Source organism: Streptomyces sp. LE64 (assembly GCF_052606915.1).
The window spans coordinates 3,507,584-3,521,843 of sequence record NZ_CP199708.1; the positions used below are offsets into that span (position 1 = coordinate 3,507,584).

Annotated in this window: 15 protein-coding genes; 4 read left to right on the forward strand and 11 right to left on the reverse strand. The window is 73.7% G+C overall.

All coding sequences use genetic code 11. From position 1 onward, the window contains the following. Positions 1-31: 31 nt before the first annotated feature. Positions 32-394 carry a DsrE family protein gene (locus ACSMX9_RS15890; RefSeq protein ID WP_445394775.1) on the forward strand — a complete coding sequence of 121 codons (363 nt, stop codon included), beginning with the start codon at positions 32-34 and terminating at the stop codon, positions 392-394. A gap of 18 nt (positions 395-412) precedes the next feature. Here ACSMX9_RS15890 and ACSMX9_RS15895 read toward each other — a convergent pair whose 3' ends face one another. From ACSMX9_RS15895 to ACSMX9_RS15925, 7 genes are all read right to left on the reverse strand, one after another. Beyond that, entirely contained in the window at positions 413-664 is a 252-nt protein-coding gene (locus tag ACSMX9_RS15895) for a DUF3099 domain-containing protein (protein WP_445394776.1), read from the reverse strand. Positions 665-795: 131 nt separating this feature from the next. Further along, complete coding sequence (locus tag ACSMX9_RS15900; RefSeq protein ID WP_351246345.1) at positions 796-1,083, reverse strand: DUF1416 domain-containing protein; 288 nt, start codon at positions 1,081-1,083, stop codon at positions 796-798. Positions 1,084-1,115: 32 nt separating this feature from the next. After that, positions 1,116-1,955, reverse strand: coding sequence for a sulfurtransferase (locus ACSMX9_RS15905; RefSeq protein ID WP_445394777.1), 840 nt, complete (start codon positions 1,953-1,955; stop codon positions 1,116-1,118). Between the two features lie 183 nt (positions 1,956-2,138). Next, positions 2,139-2,246: a putative leader peptide gene (locus ACSMX9_RS15910; protein WP_351246341.1), complete on the reverse strand. Its 108-nt coding sequence runs from the start codon at positions 2,244-2,246 to the stop codon at positions 2,139-2,141. Between the two features lie 214 nt (positions 2,247-2,460). After that, positions 2,461-3,204, reverse strand: coding sequence for an LmeA family phospholipid-binding protein (locus tag ACSMX9_RS15915; RefSeq protein ID WP_445394778.1), 744 nt, complete (start codon positions 3,202-3,204; stop codon positions 2,461-2,463). A gap of 216 nt (positions 3,205-3,420) precedes the next feature. Beyond that, complete coding sequence (locus ACSMX9_RS15920) at positions 3,421-4,896, reverse strand: hypothetical protein (protein ID WP_445394779.1); 1,476 nt, start codon at positions 4,894-4,896, stop codon at positions 3,421-3,423. A gap of 10 nt (positions 4,897-4,906) precedes the next feature. Further along, the gene (locus ACSMX9_RS15925; RefSeq protein ID WP_366114261.1) at positions 4,907-5,161 is read right to left on the reverse strand and encodes a MoaD/ThiS family protein; all 255 of its coding nucleotides are present in this window, start codon (positions 5,159-5,161) and stop codon (positions 4,907-4,909) included. Between the two features lie 504 nt (positions 5,162-5,665). On the opposite strand from ACSMX9_RS15925, the gene ACSMX9_RS15930 reads away from it, so the two are divergent. Beyond that, the gene (locus ACSMX9_RS15930) at positions 5,666-6,460 is read left to right on the forward strand and encodes a response regulator transcription factor (RefSeq protein ID WP_351246333.1); all 795 of its coding nucleotides are present in this window, start codon (positions 5,666-5,668) and stop codon (positions 6,458-6,460) included. A 110-nt stretch (positions 6,461-6,570) separates the two neighbouring features. Beyond that, entirely contained in the window at positions 6,571-7,593 is a 1,023-nt protein-coding gene (locus ACSMX9_RS15935; RefSeq protein WP_351246331.1) for a LacI family DNA-binding transcriptional regulator, read from the forward strand. A gap of 28 nt (positions 7,594-7,621) precedes the next feature. Here ACSMX9_RS15935 and mshD read toward each other — a convergent pair whose 3' ends face one another. Next, positions 7,622-8,548 carry a mycothiol synthase gene (gene mshD / locus ACSMX9_RS15940; protein ID WP_445394780.1) on the reverse strand — a complete coding sequence of 309 codons (927 nt, stop codon included), beginning with the start codon at positions 8,546-8,548 and terminating at the stop codon, positions 7,622-7,624. A gap of 223 nt (positions 8,549-8,771) precedes the next feature. On the opposite strand from mshD, the gene ACSMX9_RS15945 reads away from it, so the two are divergent. Next, positions 8,772-10,598: a bifunctional metallophosphatase/5'-nucleotidase gene (locus ACSMX9_RS15945; RefSeq protein ID WP_445394781.1), complete on the forward strand. Its 1,827-nt coding sequence runs from the start codon at positions 8,772-8,774 to the stop codon at positions 10,596-10,598. Between the two features lie 72 nt (positions 10,599-10,670). On the opposite strand, the gene ACSMX9_RS15950 is transcribed toward ACSMX9_RS15945, so the two are convergent. The 3 genes from ACSMX9_RS15950 to ACSMX9_RS15960 form a co-directional block, all read right to left on the reverse strand. Continuing rightward, positions 10,671-12,086 carry a sensor histidine kinase gene (locus tag ACSMX9_RS15950; protein ID WP_445403002.1) on the reverse strand — a complete coding sequence of 472 codons (1,416 nt, stop codon included), beginning with the start codon at positions 12,084-12,086 and terminating at the stop codon, positions 10,671-10,673. A 77-nt stretch (positions 12,087-12,163) separates the two neighbouring features. After that, the gene (locus ACSMX9_RS15955) at positions 12,164-12,901 is read right to left on the reverse strand and encodes a response regulator transcription factor (RefSeq protein ID WP_445394782.1); all 738 of its coding nucleotides are present in this window, start codon (positions 12,899-12,901) and stop codon (positions 12,164-12,166) included. Positions 12,902-12,986: 85 nt separating this feature from the next. Next, entirely contained in the window at positions 12,987-14,174 is a 1,188-nt protein-coding gene (locus ACSMX9_RS15960) for a S1C family serine protease (RefSeq protein ID WP_445394783.1), read from the reverse strand. Between the last annotated feature and the right edge of the window lie 86 nt (positions 14,175-14,260).

The following is a 14,260-nucleotide window of genomic DNA, read 5'->3' on the forward strand; positions in this document are numbered from 1 at the left end:
GGTTGTGGGGTGCACGATTACGATTCGGGGCATGGCGAAGAAGCTCGTGATCAAGGTGACGGCGGGGGCGGACGCACCCGAACGGTGCTCGCAGGCGTTCACGGTGGCGGCGGTGGCCGTGGCCAGCGGGGTGGAGGTCTCGCTGTGGCTGACCGGGGAGTCGGCGTGGTTCGCGCTGCCCGGCCGGGCCGCCGAGTTCGAGTTGCCGCACGCGGCGCCGCTGCCCGAGCTGATCGAGGGGGTGCTGGCCGGGGGCACGGTCACCCTGTGCACCCAGTGCGCGGCGCGCCGGGACATCACCCAGGACGACGTGCTGGACGGGGTCCGGATCGCGGGGGCGCAGGTGTTCGTGCAGGAGGCGGTGGCGGACGGGGCGCAGGCGCTGGTGTACTGACCGTGTACGGGGGCGGGCTCAGCGCTTGCCGTCGAGCTCGTCCCACCAGTCGTCGGACTTGGGGTCACCGGACGGTGCGTCCCACCAACGGTCTTCGGGGCCGCGGCGGTTGGCGATCACGGCGGCCACCGGCGGGATCACCATGGCGACCAGGCACATGACGACGGCCGCGGGAACCGACCACAGGCGCACCACCGACCAGGCCAGGACGAAGAGCACCACGCACGTGCCCATCATGGCGAAGTACACATGCCGCCTGCGTGCGTACATGCTTCCAGCGTACGTCCGGGGGTCCTGCCCGGCCCGGCCGCGACGCGAAAGCCCGGAGGGCCGTACCCAGGTCCAGTGGCGTCCAACCCCCTGGGGTACGGCCCTCCGGGCCGCTTTCGCGTCGCGCGTCGTCAGAGGGCGATCGCGACCTCGGCGAGGCCGCCGGTCTGGGCGACGACCGTGCGGTCCGCGGTGGCGCCGGGGACCAGGGCGCGGAGGGTCCACGTGCCCTCGGCGGCGTAGAAGCGGAACTGACCGGTGGCCGAGGTGGGGACCTCGGCGGTGAACTCGCCGGTCGAGTCGAGCAGGCGGACGTACCCGGTGACGGGCTCGCCGTCGCGGGTCACCTGGCCCTGGATGGTGGTCTCACCGGGCTTGATCGTCGAGGCGTCGGGGCCGCCGACCTTAGCTCCACACATGTTTGCGTCTCCTGATTGGCCGTGGGGCGGGGTTACTTGGCGGGGCCGAGCTCGATCGGCACGCCGACGAGGGAGCCGTACTCGGTCCACGAGCCGTCGTAGTTCTTGACGTTGGTCACGCCGAGCAGCTCGTGCAGCACGAACCAGGTCAGGGCGGAACGCTCACCGATGCGGCAGTACGCGATGGTGTCCTTGCTGAGGTCCACCTGCTCGTCCTCGTACAGGGCCTTCAGCTCGTCGTCCGACTTGAAGGTGCCGTCGTCGTTGGCGTTCTTCGACCACGGGATGCTGCGGGCGCTCGGCACGTGGCCGGGGCGCTGCGACTGCTCCTGGGGGAGGTGGGCCGGGGCGAGCAGCTTGCCCGAGAACTCGTCGGGGGAGCGCACGTCGACCAGGTTCTGCACGCCGATCGCGGCGACCACGTCGTCGCGGAAGGCACGGATCGAGCTGTCCTGGGCCTTGGCCTGGTACGAGGTGGCCGGGCGCTGCGGGACCTCGGCGACCAGGTCGCGTGCGTCGAGCTCCCACTTCTTGCGGCCGCCGTCGAGCAGCTTGACGGAGTCGTGGCCGTACAGCTTGAAGTACCAGTAGGCGTACGAGGCGAACCAGTTGTTGTTGCCGCCGTAGAGGACGACGGTGTCGTCGTTGGCGATGCCGCGCTCGGAGAGCAGCTTCTCGAAGCCGGCCTGGTCGACGAAGTCGCGGCGGACCGGGTCCTGGAGGTCCTGCTGCCAGTCGATCTTGATGGCGTTCTTGATGTGGTTCGTGTCGTACGCCGAGGCGTCTTCGTCGACCTCGACGATGACGACCTTCGGGTTGTCGAGGTTGGCCTCGACCCAGTCGGCGTCGACCAGGACGTCGCTGCGGCTCATGTTCGTTCTCCTCCGGGGCAGTTGCGGCGGGGCTCACGTGAAGTACGGGCGGCGTGCGGTGCGGTGCCCGGTGGTCCGGGCGGTGCGGGGCGCGCGGCCCGGTGGAACAGGCCGCCTGGGGCGGCCTCGGGAAGCGGGGCGGCGCGGTTCGTCGGGGTCGATGACCGGGGGCCGCGGGTCCGCTCAGACAGCGCGACAGAGCATGGCGGCGACGCGGCACAGGTCGACTGCCCGCCGCTTCGTCAGATCCGCCCGTCCCCGGTGACGGAGACCGCTCGCATAGCACTGCATGAGGACGATCGTAGGTAGCCGCGGCCGACCGTGTCACCGATGTTTCACATGTCGAGACGGGATCATCCGGATTATGGGATGAGCGTGCCCTCGCGGGCCGTCCCGGCGGAGCCCGGTCCGGCTTCCGGGGGGAGCGCATCTGCGGTACGGACTTCGCCGTCTCGCACTGTGGACTCCAGGGGTGGAGTGCCCCGTACGGGCTCCGCAACAGCGCCTACCCGACGAGGCGGACGTTCGAACCCTTCAGGAGGAGGTCCACCCCGTCCTCGGCGGCCTCGACCGCGTCCAGCTCCACCCCGGCGGGCAGATCGCTGATCCGCTGGCGGAAGTCGGTGACCTTGCGGATCGTCTCCTCCGGGATCGGGATGCCGACGTTCGGCAGCTTGTCGGCCTGCACCGCGATCTCGCCGTTGCGCACGACCAGGGAGGCGTTGACGGGCGGGAGCTTGGACTTCACGCCCCCGGCGGTCAGCTCCACGTGCACCGCGACCTTGCCGTCGCCCCCGTCGGACAACTGCACGACCTGCGCGGTCACGCCCGGGATCGGCTCCACCGGCTCGACCTGCGCGGCCTTGAGGAGTTCGGGGTAGGAGACGAGCGCCGTGCCGCTGGCCCGGCCGGCGGTCGCGGAGGCGAAGTCACCGGTGAACTCGACGTCCGACATGGTCGCGGTCAGCTTCTCGATCCGGACCGGCGTGGCGCCCCGCCCGCTGCCGGTGCCCGCATTGGCGTCGTAGTCGTCGATCGTCACCTCCACCTCGTCCAGGGTGCCGCCGGCGAGCTGGGTGAGGAACGGGAAGCCGTTGATCGAGACCTCGGGGGTGCTGGTCAGCCCCTCGCTGGAGCGCACCCGCGCCGCCGCCTCGTCCTCGGCGAGGTACACGGCCACCCGGTCGGCGGCGACGAACAGGCCGCCCAGGACGACGGCGATGATCAGGAGTATTCGCAGAGCGCGCATGACCGGTGGTTTCCCCCCACGGCATCGGACGGCATCGGACGTGGGGCCTCTCGTTCGGGTCCTGCCGGGCTCGCGGGGGCTCCCTGATCCAGCCAGATCCGAACGAAAGACCCTGGACCGCGAGCCTAACCCCGTCCACAGGCTGTGGACGGGGGAGGCGGCGGTAGTCGAACGGGCTTGTGACACACGGCGTCCGGCCGGCCCGGGGGCGGCGGCTCAGCCGAGCGCGTTCCCCAGGAACTGCACCACCGGGGCCGCCGCTGCCAGCGGCAGCGCCACTCCCGCGGTCAGGTGGACGAACCGCGACGGGTAGTCGTAGCTGGCCGCCCGGTGCCCGATCAGGGCCGCGGCCCCGGCGGCGAGCCCGAGCAGGGCGCCGTCCCCGCCGCCCAGGTCCGTCAGCCCGCCGGCGAGCAATCCGCCGCCGGCCGCGGCCACCAGCGCGGCGACCACCGACGCCGGGGTGGGCAGCGGCAGTGCCCGCACCAGGACCGCCCCGGCCACGGCCAGCGCGCCGACGACCGCCGCGTCCGAGGCCGCGGCCAGGTGTCCGGCGGCCACCACCGCGAGCGCGGCCGACACCACCTGCACCATCAGCCCGTACAACCGCTCGTCGGCGTGTGCCCGGCTGCGCAGGGTCAGCACCACCGACAACAGCACCCACACCCCGAGGGTGCCGAGCACCGCGGTGGTCGCGTGCCCGCGCCCCGCCGCGAGCAGGGTCACGTCGGCGACCAGCCCGCCCAGGAAGGCCAGGGCGATGCCCTGCCGGGCGGGCCACATGCCGTTGAGCCGGAACCAGCCCGCCGCGGTCACCGCCTGGAGCAGGGCCACCGGGACGAACAGGGCGTACTCGTGCACGGCTGCCGCGCCGGCGAGCAGCAGGGCGAGCACCGCGGTGAGCGCCGCGGGCTGGAGCCCCGGCTCCAGGATCTGCGGCCGGCCCTCCGCCCGGGCGCGCTCGGCGGCGGTCGCGTACTGCGGCTCCGCGGGCGGCGCGGCCGGGTCGGCGGCACCGTGCGCAGGCCCGCCGGTCGTTCCTCCGGTGGCCGTCCCGCCGGTCGTTCCGTTCGTCGTCCCGTTCGCCGCCCCGGGCGGGACCGCGGTCGGGGCGGGCTGCGGGGCGTGGGTGCCGCGGCCGTAGGTCTGCGGCGGGCCGTACGCCGGGGCGGGCGCGGCGGGGGCGACCGCCGGGGCGGGAGCCGGGGCCGCCGCCTGGATTGGGGGTTGGAGCTGGGTCTCCCAGGTCGGTGCCTGCCACTGCTGGGTCTGCGGGCCCTCGTCCCGCGGCGGCTCCGCGAAGCCCGGGTGGCCCGTGCCCGGGTGACCCGCGCCGGTGGTGTGGTCCGGGGGGCCCGGGTGTCCGGCGTACCCGGGGTGGTTCACCTGGCCCGGGTGGTGCTGGTGGGCGTGCGGGGCCCCGTACTGCTGGGCGGGCTGCTGATACTCCGGGTACTGCTGGTGCGCCTGGTGCTGGGCGTACGGGTCGGGGTGCTGCTGCGGCGCCCCCGGGTACGGCGCGTGCTGCTGGTGCTGGGGGTGCTGCTGCGGGGGCTCGGGGTGCGCGGGGTACTGCGGCGCGTGGTGACCCTCGGGCCCGGGGTGCTCCCGGTACGGCGGGTGGCCGTGGGAGGGGTCGGGGTGGTGGGGTTGCTGGGGCGGGAACGGGCGGCGGTCTGACTGGTCAGGCATCGTGCTGGGGTCACCCTCCTGCGAACGGCGGGAGCACCTCGACCGTGCCGCCCTCGGTCAGTCGGACCGTCTCGTGCCCCCGGGCGCCGACGGATTCGCCGTCGACGAGGAAGGAACTGCGGTCCAGCACCCGTACCAACTCCCCGGGGTGGCGCTGCCGGGCGCCGGCCAGTGCCTCGGCCAGGTTCCCGGCGTCGAACGGTTCCTCCGCCACCCCGGCGGCGGCCTTCGCCGCGGCCCAGTAGCGGATCGTCCCCCTCGCCATGTCTTCTCGCCCTCCGGAGTCCTGTTCGTACAGGTCGTACCCGCCCCATCATGCCGTGCCGGAGGGCTCCTTCCGCTCCCCGGGAGCGCCCCGGCGCGGGTGCTCGCGCCGGGGCGGCCGGGCCGCGGGCGGGCGCGCCGGCCGGCGCGGGGCCGTGAGCAGCGGCACACCACGACCTCCGTCGGCGCCGCCCGGGCGGCGGACGGGTGGGCTATTCTGCTGGGGAAGGACTCGGGCGATGCAGCCTCCGAGTCCTTTTGCGCTTTCCGGGGCGTTGTATACGACTCCGGAACCGGCCGGTGCAGCGGTGCGGCGACGACGCGGCGCGGCGGCACCGGGTCCGGCCGGCGGTGGCACCGCAGACCACCGTCGGAGCCGTGGACGCAGGACGAGTACCAGTCCGAAGCAGTGCCGTGAACGTCCTCGCGGGGACCGAGGAGGAACCGACGTTATGGGCGAGCGAACCGCACAGGAAGAACGAGCGACCCGGGCGGGTGGGGCGCGATGAGTTCCCTGCTGCTCCTGACCAACGCCCTCCAACCGTCCGCGGAGGTCCTGCCGGCGCTGGGCCTGCTGCTGCACAACGTCCGGGTGGCCCCCGCCGAGGGGCCGGCCCTGGTCGACACCCCCGGGGCCGACGTGATCCTGGTGGACGGGCGCCGCGACCTGCCGCAGGTGCGCAGCCTGTGCCAGTTGCTGCGCTCCACCGGTCCCGGCTGTCCGCTGCTGCTGGTGGTCACCGAGGGCGGGCTCGCCGCCGTCACCGCGGACTGGGGGGTGGACGACGTCCTCCTCGACACCGCGGGGCCCGCCGAGGTCGAGGCCCGGCTGCGGCTGGCCCTGGGCCGTCAACAGGGCGGGATCGACGACTCCCCGATGGAGATCCGCAACGGCGACCTCTCGGTGGACGAGGCGACCTACAGCGCCAAGCTCAAGGGGCGGGTGCTGGACCTCACCTTCAAGGAGTTCGAGCTGCTGAAGTACCTGGCGCAGCACCCCGGGCGGGTGTTCACCCGGGCGCAGCTCCTCCAGGAGGTGTGGGGGTACGACTACTTCGGGGGCACCCGGACCGTCGACGTCCACGTGCGGCGGCTGCGCGCCAAGCTGGGGCCCGAGCACGAGTCCCTGATCGGGACCGTCCGGAACGTCGGGTACCGCTTCGTCATCCCGGAGAAGCCCGAACGCCACGAGGGCCGCGACAAGCAGGAGAAGCAGGACGAGCGCGGCGGCGGGACCCGGGGCGGCACGGGCCGGGCGGCCCCGGCGGTCGGTGCCGCGGGCCGTCGGGCGCAGGGGTGACGCCCCGCCCGGCGGTGCGGGTCACCGTCGGGTTGCCCTCGGATAACCGGGGGGTCCCAGAGGGCGGACGGACCTGCTCAAACGGGGCTCTCTCCGCGTAGACTCCGCGCGTGGCCAAGGTGACTCGGGACGATGTGGCGCGACTGGCGGGTACGTCGACCGCGGTCGTCAGCTATGTGATCAACAACGGACCCCGGCCGGTCGCCCCGGCCACCCGGGAACGGGTGCTCGCCGCGATCAAGGAGCTCGGGTACCGCCCGGACCGGGTCGCCCAGGCGATGGCCTCGCGGCGCACGGACCTGATAGGCATGATCGTCCCGGACGCCCGGCAGCCCTTCTTCGCCGAGATGACCCACGCCGTGGAGCAGGCCGCCGCGGAGCGCGGCAAGATGGTCCTCGTCGGCAACTCCGACTACCTCGACGAACGCGAGGTGCACTACCTGCGCGCGTTCCTCGGAATGCGCGTCTCCGGTCTGATCCTGGTCAGCCAGGGCCCCAGCGAGACCGCCGCCGCCGAGATCGACGCCTGGGACGCCCGGGTGGTGCTGCTGCACCGCAGGCCCGAGGCGATCGAGGACGTGGCGGTGGTGATCGACGACGTCGGCGGCGCCCAACTCGTCACCCGGCACCTGTTGGAGCACGGCCACCCGTACGTCGCCTGCCTCGGCGGTGTGGAGGAGACCCCGGTCGTGGGCGACCCGGTCACCGACCACGTCGAGGGGTGGCGCCGGGCCATGGCGGAGGCCGGCCGCTCCATCGAGGGACGGCTCTTCGAGGCCCCCTACAACCGCTACGACGCCTACCGGGTCGCCCTCGACCTGCTGGCCGGCCCCGACCGGCCGCCGGCGATCGTCTGCGCCACCGACGACCAGGCCATCGGGGTGCTGCGGGCCGCGCGGGAGCTGCGCATCGACGTCCCCGGCGAACTGGCCGTCGCCGGGTTCGACGACGTGAAGGAGGCCGCGCTCACCGACCCGCCGCTGACCACCGTCGCCTCCGACCGCCCCGCGATGGCCCGCGCCGCGGTGGACCTGGTCCTCGACGACGCGCTGCGGGTGCCGGGCTCCCGGCGGGAACGACTCAAGCTCTTCCCGTCCCGCCTGGTCGTCCGGCGGTCCTGCGGCTGCCACTGAGCCGCCGGCCCCGCGCCCGCGGGCCCGCTCAGGACTCCGCGCGGTACATCAGGTCCGTCTCGTGGACGGTGAAGCCCAGGCGCTCGTACACCTTCACCGCGGCGGTGTTGTCGGCGTCGACGTAGAGCATCGCGGTCGGCGTCCCGGTGCGCGCCAGGTGGCGCAGCCCGACGGTGGTGAGCGCCTTGCCGAGGCCGCCGCCCTGCGCGTCGGGCGCCACGCCCACCACGTACACCTCGCCGAGGCTCTCCTCGGCATGGACCTTCGTCCAGTGGAAGCCGACGAGTTCGCCCGCGCGCTCGGCGAGGAAGAAGCCGGCCGGGTCGAACCAGGGTTCGGCCTTGCGGGCGTCCAGGTCGCGGGAGGTCAGCGAGCCCTGCTCGGGGTGGTGGGCGAAGGCGGCGGCGTTGACCGCGAGCCAGGCCGCGTCGTCCTGCCCGGGGACGAAGGTCCGCACCGTGACGCCCTCGGGCCACACCGGCTCCGGTAGGTCCAGGTCGGTCAACGGGCGCCGCATCTGGCGCAGTTCGCGGAACAGGCTGAGGCCCAGGACCTGGGCGAGGTGGCGGGCGGCGGCGTGGCCGCCGTGCGCCCAGACCCGCAGCCGCTTGCCGGAGGCGGCGAGCAGGGCGGTGCCCAGGGCCCGCCCGTGGCCCCGGCCGCGGTGCTCGGGGTGCACCAGCAGCTCGGCGGCGGGGGCCTCGACCGGGTCGGTGTCCTCCAACTGCGCGTAGCCGACGAGGGCCTCGCCCACGAGCAGCAGCAGATGGCTCACCCCGTCCCGGGCGCCGCCCCGCAACTGGAGCCGGCCCTGCTCGGACACGGCGGGCTGGCCGTCCTCCCGCGCGGCCCGCGCGATCAGCTCCAGCACGGCGTCCGCCTGCTCGGCGGTGAGCGCGGTCAAGGTCTCGATCCGCCGGAGCGGCCCTCCCACGGGAACAGTCTCACTCGTCATGCCCTCGACCCTACGTCCCGGGCCGGGGAAGGGGTCGGGACCCGGCGGGCGGGGCGGGGGAGGAGTGCCGTCGGGGGCGGTCGGGTCGCCCGGTGTCGCCGCCGGCGGCAACGACCGCCTCCCGCAACCACTCCGTGACCCTCACCCCCTGTTGCGCTACGCGCGTTGACCCTAGAGTTCCCCCGACGTGTCACCGACATCCCGCACCCACCCAGGGGGGCCCGTGCGAACCCAGCCGATCCATTCCAGGCGCACCATCCGCATCCTCGCCGCGGTGGCCGCCGCAGCCACCGCCGGCGCGCTGACCGCGGCCCTTCCCGCCGCCGCCGACTCCGGTCGGGGCGAGAGCGACGACCACCGGGGGCAGGGCCACGGCAGCTCCTCCCGCACCGTCGACGTCCAGTTGCTGTCCTTCAACGACCTGCACGGTCACCTGGAGCCCCCGTCCGGGTCCTCCGGGAGGGTGACGGAGCGTCAGCAGGACGGGACCACCAAGCAGGTCGACGCCGGTGGCGTCGAGTACCTGGCCACCGCCCTGCGCACGGCCCGGAAGGGTCACCCGTACTCGGTGACGACCGCGGCGGGCGACCTGATCGGCGGCAGCCCGATGCTCTCCGGGCTGTTCCACGACGAGCCCACCGTCGAGGCGCTGAACGAGCTGGACCTCGACGTCGCGGGCGTCGGCAACCACGAGTTCGACGAGGGGCTGACGGAACTCCAGCGCATCCAGCGCGGCGGCTGCCACCCCACCGCCGGGTGCTTCGAGCCCAAGCGGAAGTTCGAGGGCGCCGACTTCCCGTACCTCGCGGCGAACGTGACGTACGAGAAGAACGGCCGCCCGGTCCTGCCGCCCTACTGGGTGTGGAAGGAGAAGGGCGTCAAGATCGGGTTCATCGGGCTCACCCTGGAGGGCACCCCGGACGTCGTCTCGGCGGACGGCATCAAGGGCCTGAAGTTCCACGACGAGGTCGAGACCATCAACAAGTACACCAAGGCGCTGGAGCGCCAGGGCGTGAAGTCGATCGTCGCGGTGATCCACGAGGGCGGCTACCCGGCCTCCACCTCGTACAACTACGACTGCGACTCGCCGGGGGCGGGCGACGGCATCTCCGGCCCGATCGTGGACATCGCCAAGGCCGTCTCCCCGCAGGTGGACGCGCTGGTGACGGGCCACACCCACCAGCCGTACGCCTGCTCCATCCCGGACCCCTCGGGCAAGCCGCGCACGGTGACCTCGGCGGCCTCCTTCGGACGGCTCTACACCGAGACCACGCTCACCTACGACCGGCGCACCAAGGACATCGTGCGCACCAGCGTGAAGTCGGCCAACCACGTGGTGCGGCGGGACCGGCCGAAGGCCCCCGACATGACGCGGCTGATCGACCGGTGGAACAAGCTGGCCGCCCCGATCGCCAACCGCCCCGTCGGCCACATCTCGGGCGACCTGCCGGGCCGCGGTTCGACGGCGCTCGAAACCCCGCTCGGCGACCTGATCGCGGACGCCCAGCTCGCCCAGGGCAAGTCCCTGGACCCGAAGGCCGTGGTGGCGCTGATGAACCCGGGCGGCATCCGTTCGGACCTCACGTACGCGGCGAGCGGCGCCGAGGGCGACGGGGTCGTCACCTACGGCGAGGCGTTCACGGTGCAGCCGTTCGGCAACACGGTGAACCTGGTCGACCTGACCGGCGCCCAGCTGGTCACCGCGCTGAAGCAGCAGGTCAGCGGCTCCAACACGGCCTCGCCCCGCATCCTCCAGGTGTCCGCGGGCCTCACCTACACGCTGGACCTGACGAAGGCCGGCGCGGACCGCGTCCCCGCCGACTCGATCCGCTTGAACGGGGCCCCGCTGGACCCGAACGCCACCTACCGGGTGGTGCTGAACAACTTCCTCACCGGCGGCGGCGACGGCTTCACGGAGCTGGGCAAGGGCCGGAACATGCTGGTCGGCGGTGACGACCTGAAGGCCCTGACCGACTACTTCGCGGCCAACTCCTCGGCCACCGCCCCGCTGGCCCCGCCGGCGGCCGACCGCATCACCGTGGTGAAGTAACCGCAGGTCACTCCCGGGAGGGGGTGGCGCGGGACAGGCCCAGCCTGTTCCGTGCCACCCCCTTTCCGCAGGTCAGCCCTCGCCGGTGAGTCCCTGCGGGGGCGGGGTGGGGGCGCCCGGCAGCCGGACGGTGACCAGGGTGCCGCCGCCGTCCGCGCGGCACAGGCGCACGGCGCCGCCGGACTGCTCGACGGTGCGGGCCACGATCGACAGCCCCAGTCCGGAGCCGGGCAGCGAGCGGGCGGACGGGGAGCGCCAGAACCGGTCGAAGACGTACGGGAGGTCCTCGGCCTCGATGCCCGGTCCGTGGTCCCGGACCGAGAGCTCGCCCGCGCGCAGGACCACCGTGATCTCCCCGGCGGGCGGCGAGAACTTCACCGCGTTGTCCAGGACGTTGACGACCGCCCGTTCCAGGGCGGCCGGCTCCCCGCGCACGTACCAGGGAGTGAGGTCGGAGGTGATCGTCAGCTCCGGGCCGCGCAACCGGGCCCGGCGCAGGGCCAGTTCGACCAGGTCGTGCAGGGCGAGCACCTGGACGCGGCGTCCGCCGTCCGGGCGGGACAGTTCCTGGAGGTCGCCGATGAGCGCCGCGAGTTCCGTCATCTGGGCCTTCACCGAGGCGAGCAGCGCCGCCCGGTCGGCCGGGGGCAGGGCGCGGCCGGTCTCCTCGCTGCGGGCGAGCAGTTCGATGTTGGTGCGCAGCGAGGTCAGCGGGGTGCGCAGTTCGTGGCCCGCGTCGGCGATGAGCTGTTGCTGGAGTTCCCGGGAGGAGGCGAGGGCGGCGGTCATCGCGTTGAACGACCGGGACAGCCGGGCGATCTCGTCGTCGCCCTCCACCGGGATGCGCACCGTCAGGTCCTCGGTGCGGGCCACGTGCTCCACGGTCCGGGTGAGCTGGTCGACCGGGCGCAGCCCGGTGCGGGCCACCAGGGTTCCGGTGACGCCGGAGACGATGACCCCGACCGCGGCGGTGAGGAACAGGACGAGGGTGAGGTGGGAGAGGGTGTCGTCGATCTCGGAGAGCGGGCGGGCGATGGTCGCCGCGTAGGGCTCGCCAGGGATCCGGTAGGTGAGGACGCGGTACTCGCGGCCTTCGGAGTCGCTGACGGTGTGGAAGACCTGGCTCAGGGCGCCCTGGGCGACCTCCCGGTCCGAGGCGGTCGCGGAGAGCGGGGACTCGCCGAAGATCAGGCAGGTGGAGCCGTCCACGTAGACGATCTGGAGGACCGCCCCCGGCCAACTGGGCCCGGTCCCCGGCGGGTACGGGGAGCACCGGTTGGTGGGCTGGCTCTGCACCAGGTTCGCCATGTCCACCGTGTTGCGCACGGACTGGGCCGCGGGCCGGTTGGCGACCAGCGACTTCTCCATGGAGACGATGAGCGTGCTGCGCACCACGAACCAACTGGCGACCGCGACGGCGGCGACGGCCAGCGCCACCGTGGCGGCGACCAGCAGCGCGAGGCGGGAGCGCAGCGGGAGCCGGCGCAGTCGTCCCGCCGCGCGCGGGCGCGCGCCGTCCCCCGCGCCGGCGGGTGGGGTCGGGGGCGGTGCTGGGTGGTCCGCGCTCACGCGGTGCCTTCCGGGCCGTGGGACCGCAGGACGTACCCCACGCCGCGCACGGTGTGCACCAGCCGGGGCTCCCCGGCCGCCTCGGTCTTGCGACGCAGGTACATCACGTACACGTCGAGGGAGTTGGAGGTCGGCTCGAAGTCGAAGCCCCACACGGCCTTGAGGATCTGTTCGCGGGTGAGGACCTGGCGCGGGTGGGTGAGGAACATCTCCAGCAGGGTGAACTCGGTGCGGGTGAGCACCACCGCCCGCCCGCCCCGGGTGACCTCGCGGGTGGCGAGGTCCATGCGCAGGTCGCCGAAGGAGAGGACGTCGTCCTGCGGGGCCTGTCCGGTGGCGGTGGCGTAGGAACTGCGCCGCAGCAGGGCCCGGACGCGGGCGAAGAGTTCGTCCAGCTCGAAGGGTTTCACGAGGTAGTCGTCGGCGCCCGCGTCGAGTCCGGTGACCCGGTCGCCGACGGTGTCGCGCGCGGTCAGCATCAGGATCGGCACCAGGTTGCCGGCGGCCCGGATGCGGCGGGCCGCGGTCAGGCCGTCCATGCGCGGCATCTGGACGTCCAGGACGATCAGGTGGGGCCGGGTCGCCGCCACCCGGTCCAGGGCGTCCGCCCCGTCGACGGCGACCTCCGTCGCGTACCCCTCGAAGACGAGGCTGCGCTGGAGGGCTTCGCGTACGGCTGGGTCGTCGTCGACGATCAGGACGCGCTGCGGCTCGCCTTCGGGGGCGGGGTTCATCGGTGCGGCTCCGGGAGGGTGCGGGGTCGGGGTTCGGGTGGCGCTCGCTGCGGGGCGGGGTCCGTGGCTCACGGTACGGGGCGGGTCAGCCCTTCGTCCCGGCGCGCAGGGCAGGCAGGTCGTCCTTCACCGTGCCGATCGGGACGGCGAAGCCGAGGCCCACGCTGCCGGCCGCGCCGCCGCTGGCGGCGCTCGCGCTGTACATCGCCGAGTTGATGCCGATGACCCGCCCGTTCATGTCGATCAGCGCGCCGCCGGAGTTGCCGGGGTTGAGGGAGGCGTCGGTCTGGATCGCCTTGTAGGTGGTGGTGGCGGTGCCGGTGTCCCCGTTGAACTCCTGGCCGCCGAACTCGAACGGCCAGTTGCCGCCGGGCTGCCGGGGCCGGTCCTGGTCGCTGCCGACGGTGACGTCCCGGTTGAGGGCGGAGACGATGCCGCTGGTCACGGTCCCGGTGAGGCCCTCGGGCGAGCCGATCGCGACGACTTCCTGGCCGACCTCGACCCGGTCGGAGTCGCCGAGGGCGGCGGCCTTGAGCCCGGCGGCGTCGCGGAGCTTGATCAGGGCGAGGTCCTTCCTGCTGTCGGTGCCGATGACGTCGGCGGTGTGCTGCTCGCCGTCGCTGGTCTTCACCTGGACGGCGGAGGCGCCGGAGACCACGTGGTTGTTGGTGACGATCTCGCCGTCCGAGGTGATGATCACGCCCGAGCCGGTGGAGCCGCCCGAGCCGGTGGACGCCTTGATCTCGACGGTGCTGGGGGTGACGGCCGCGGCCACGCCGGCGACGGTGCCCTTGTCGCCGGAGGCGACCGGGCTGGCCGGGACGGAGGGGGAGGCGGTCTGCCGCTCGGTCAGTTCCTGGATGCCGAAGGCCGTGCCGCCGCCCACGGCCGCGGCGACGATGGCGACGGCGGCGAGCAGGGCGATCGGCCGCCTGGCCCGCCGCTCGCGGCCCGTTCCGGCGGGCACCGTGGCGACCGGGGCGGGGGCGCCGCCCTCCTGGACGGTGCCGTAGGGGGCGCCGCCGGGGGGCTCGGGCGGCCGGGCCGGGTACGGGGCCTGCGGGTGCCCGGGGTGCCCGGGGTGCCCGGGGTGCTCGTGGGCGGCGGGGGCCCCGTACCCGCTGTCGGGCGGGACGTAGGAGGGGGCGTGCGGGTGCTCGTGGGAGGCCGGGGGCGTGGGCGCCGGGTGGGCGGCGCCGCCCGGGTGGACGTGGTACCGCTGCTCGTCGTCGCGCTGGGGGTGACCGCCGTCGCGGCGGGGGCTCTCGGTCATGTCCATGAGCGTGTCGACGGTGCATGAGAGCGGTCTGAGGACGAGCTGAGAAGCCCGACAGAACCGCGTATGCCCGATATAAAGGC

Bases quoted from the DNA above. Each gene is read 5' to 3' on its own strand.
- ACSMX9_RS15910 (WP_351246341.1), bottom strand. From the start codon at position 2,246: ATGCAGTGCTATGCGAGCGGTCTCCGTCACCGGGGACGGGCGGATCTG.
- ACSMX9_RS15925 (WP_366114261.1), bottom strand. From the start codon at position 5,161: ATGGCGAGGGGGACGATCCGCTACTGGGCCGCGGCGAAGGCCGCCGCC.
- ACSMX9_RS15895 (WP_445394776.1), bottom strand. From the start codon at position 664: ATGTACGCACGCAGGCGGCATGTGTACTTCGCCATGATGGGCACGTGC.
- ACSMX9_RS15915 (WP_445394778.1), bottom strand. From the start codon at position 3,204: ATGCGCGCTCTGCGAATACTCCTGATCATCGCCGTCGTCCTGGGCGGC.
- ACSMX9_RS15960 (WP_445394783.1), bottom strand. From the start codon at position 14,174: ATGACCGAGAGCCCCCGCCGCGACGGCGGTCACCCCCAGCGCGACGAC.
- mshD (WP_445394780.1), bottom strand. From the start codon at position 8,548: ATGACGAGTGAGACTGTTCCCGTGGGAGGGCCGCTCCGGCGGATCGAG.
- ACSMX9_RS15930 (WP_351246333.1), top strand. From the start codon at position 5,666: ATGAGTTCCCTGCTGCTCCTGACCAACGCCCTCCAACCGTCCGCGGAG.
- ACSMX9_RS15905 (WP_445394777.1), bottom strand. From the start codon at position 1,955: ATGAGCCGCAGCGACGTCCTGGTCGACGCCGACTGGGTCGAGGCCAAC.
- ACSMX9_RS15955 (WP_445394782.1), bottom strand. From the start codon at position 12,901: ATGAACCCCGCCCCCGAAGGCGAGCCGCAGCGCGTCCTGATCGTCGAC.
- ACSMX9_RS15900 (WP_351246345.1), bottom strand. From the start codon at position 1,083: ATGTGTGGAGCTAAGGTCGGCGGCCCCGACGCCTCGACGATCAAGCCC.
- ACSMX9_RS15920 (WP_445394779.1), bottom strand. From the start codon at position 4,896: ATGCCTGACCAGTCAGACCGCCGCCCGTTCCCGCCCCAGCAACCCCAC.
- ACSMX9_RS15890 (WP_445394775.1), top strand. From the start codon at position 32: ATGGCGAAGAAGCTCGTGATCAAGGTGACGGCGGGGGCGGACGCACCC.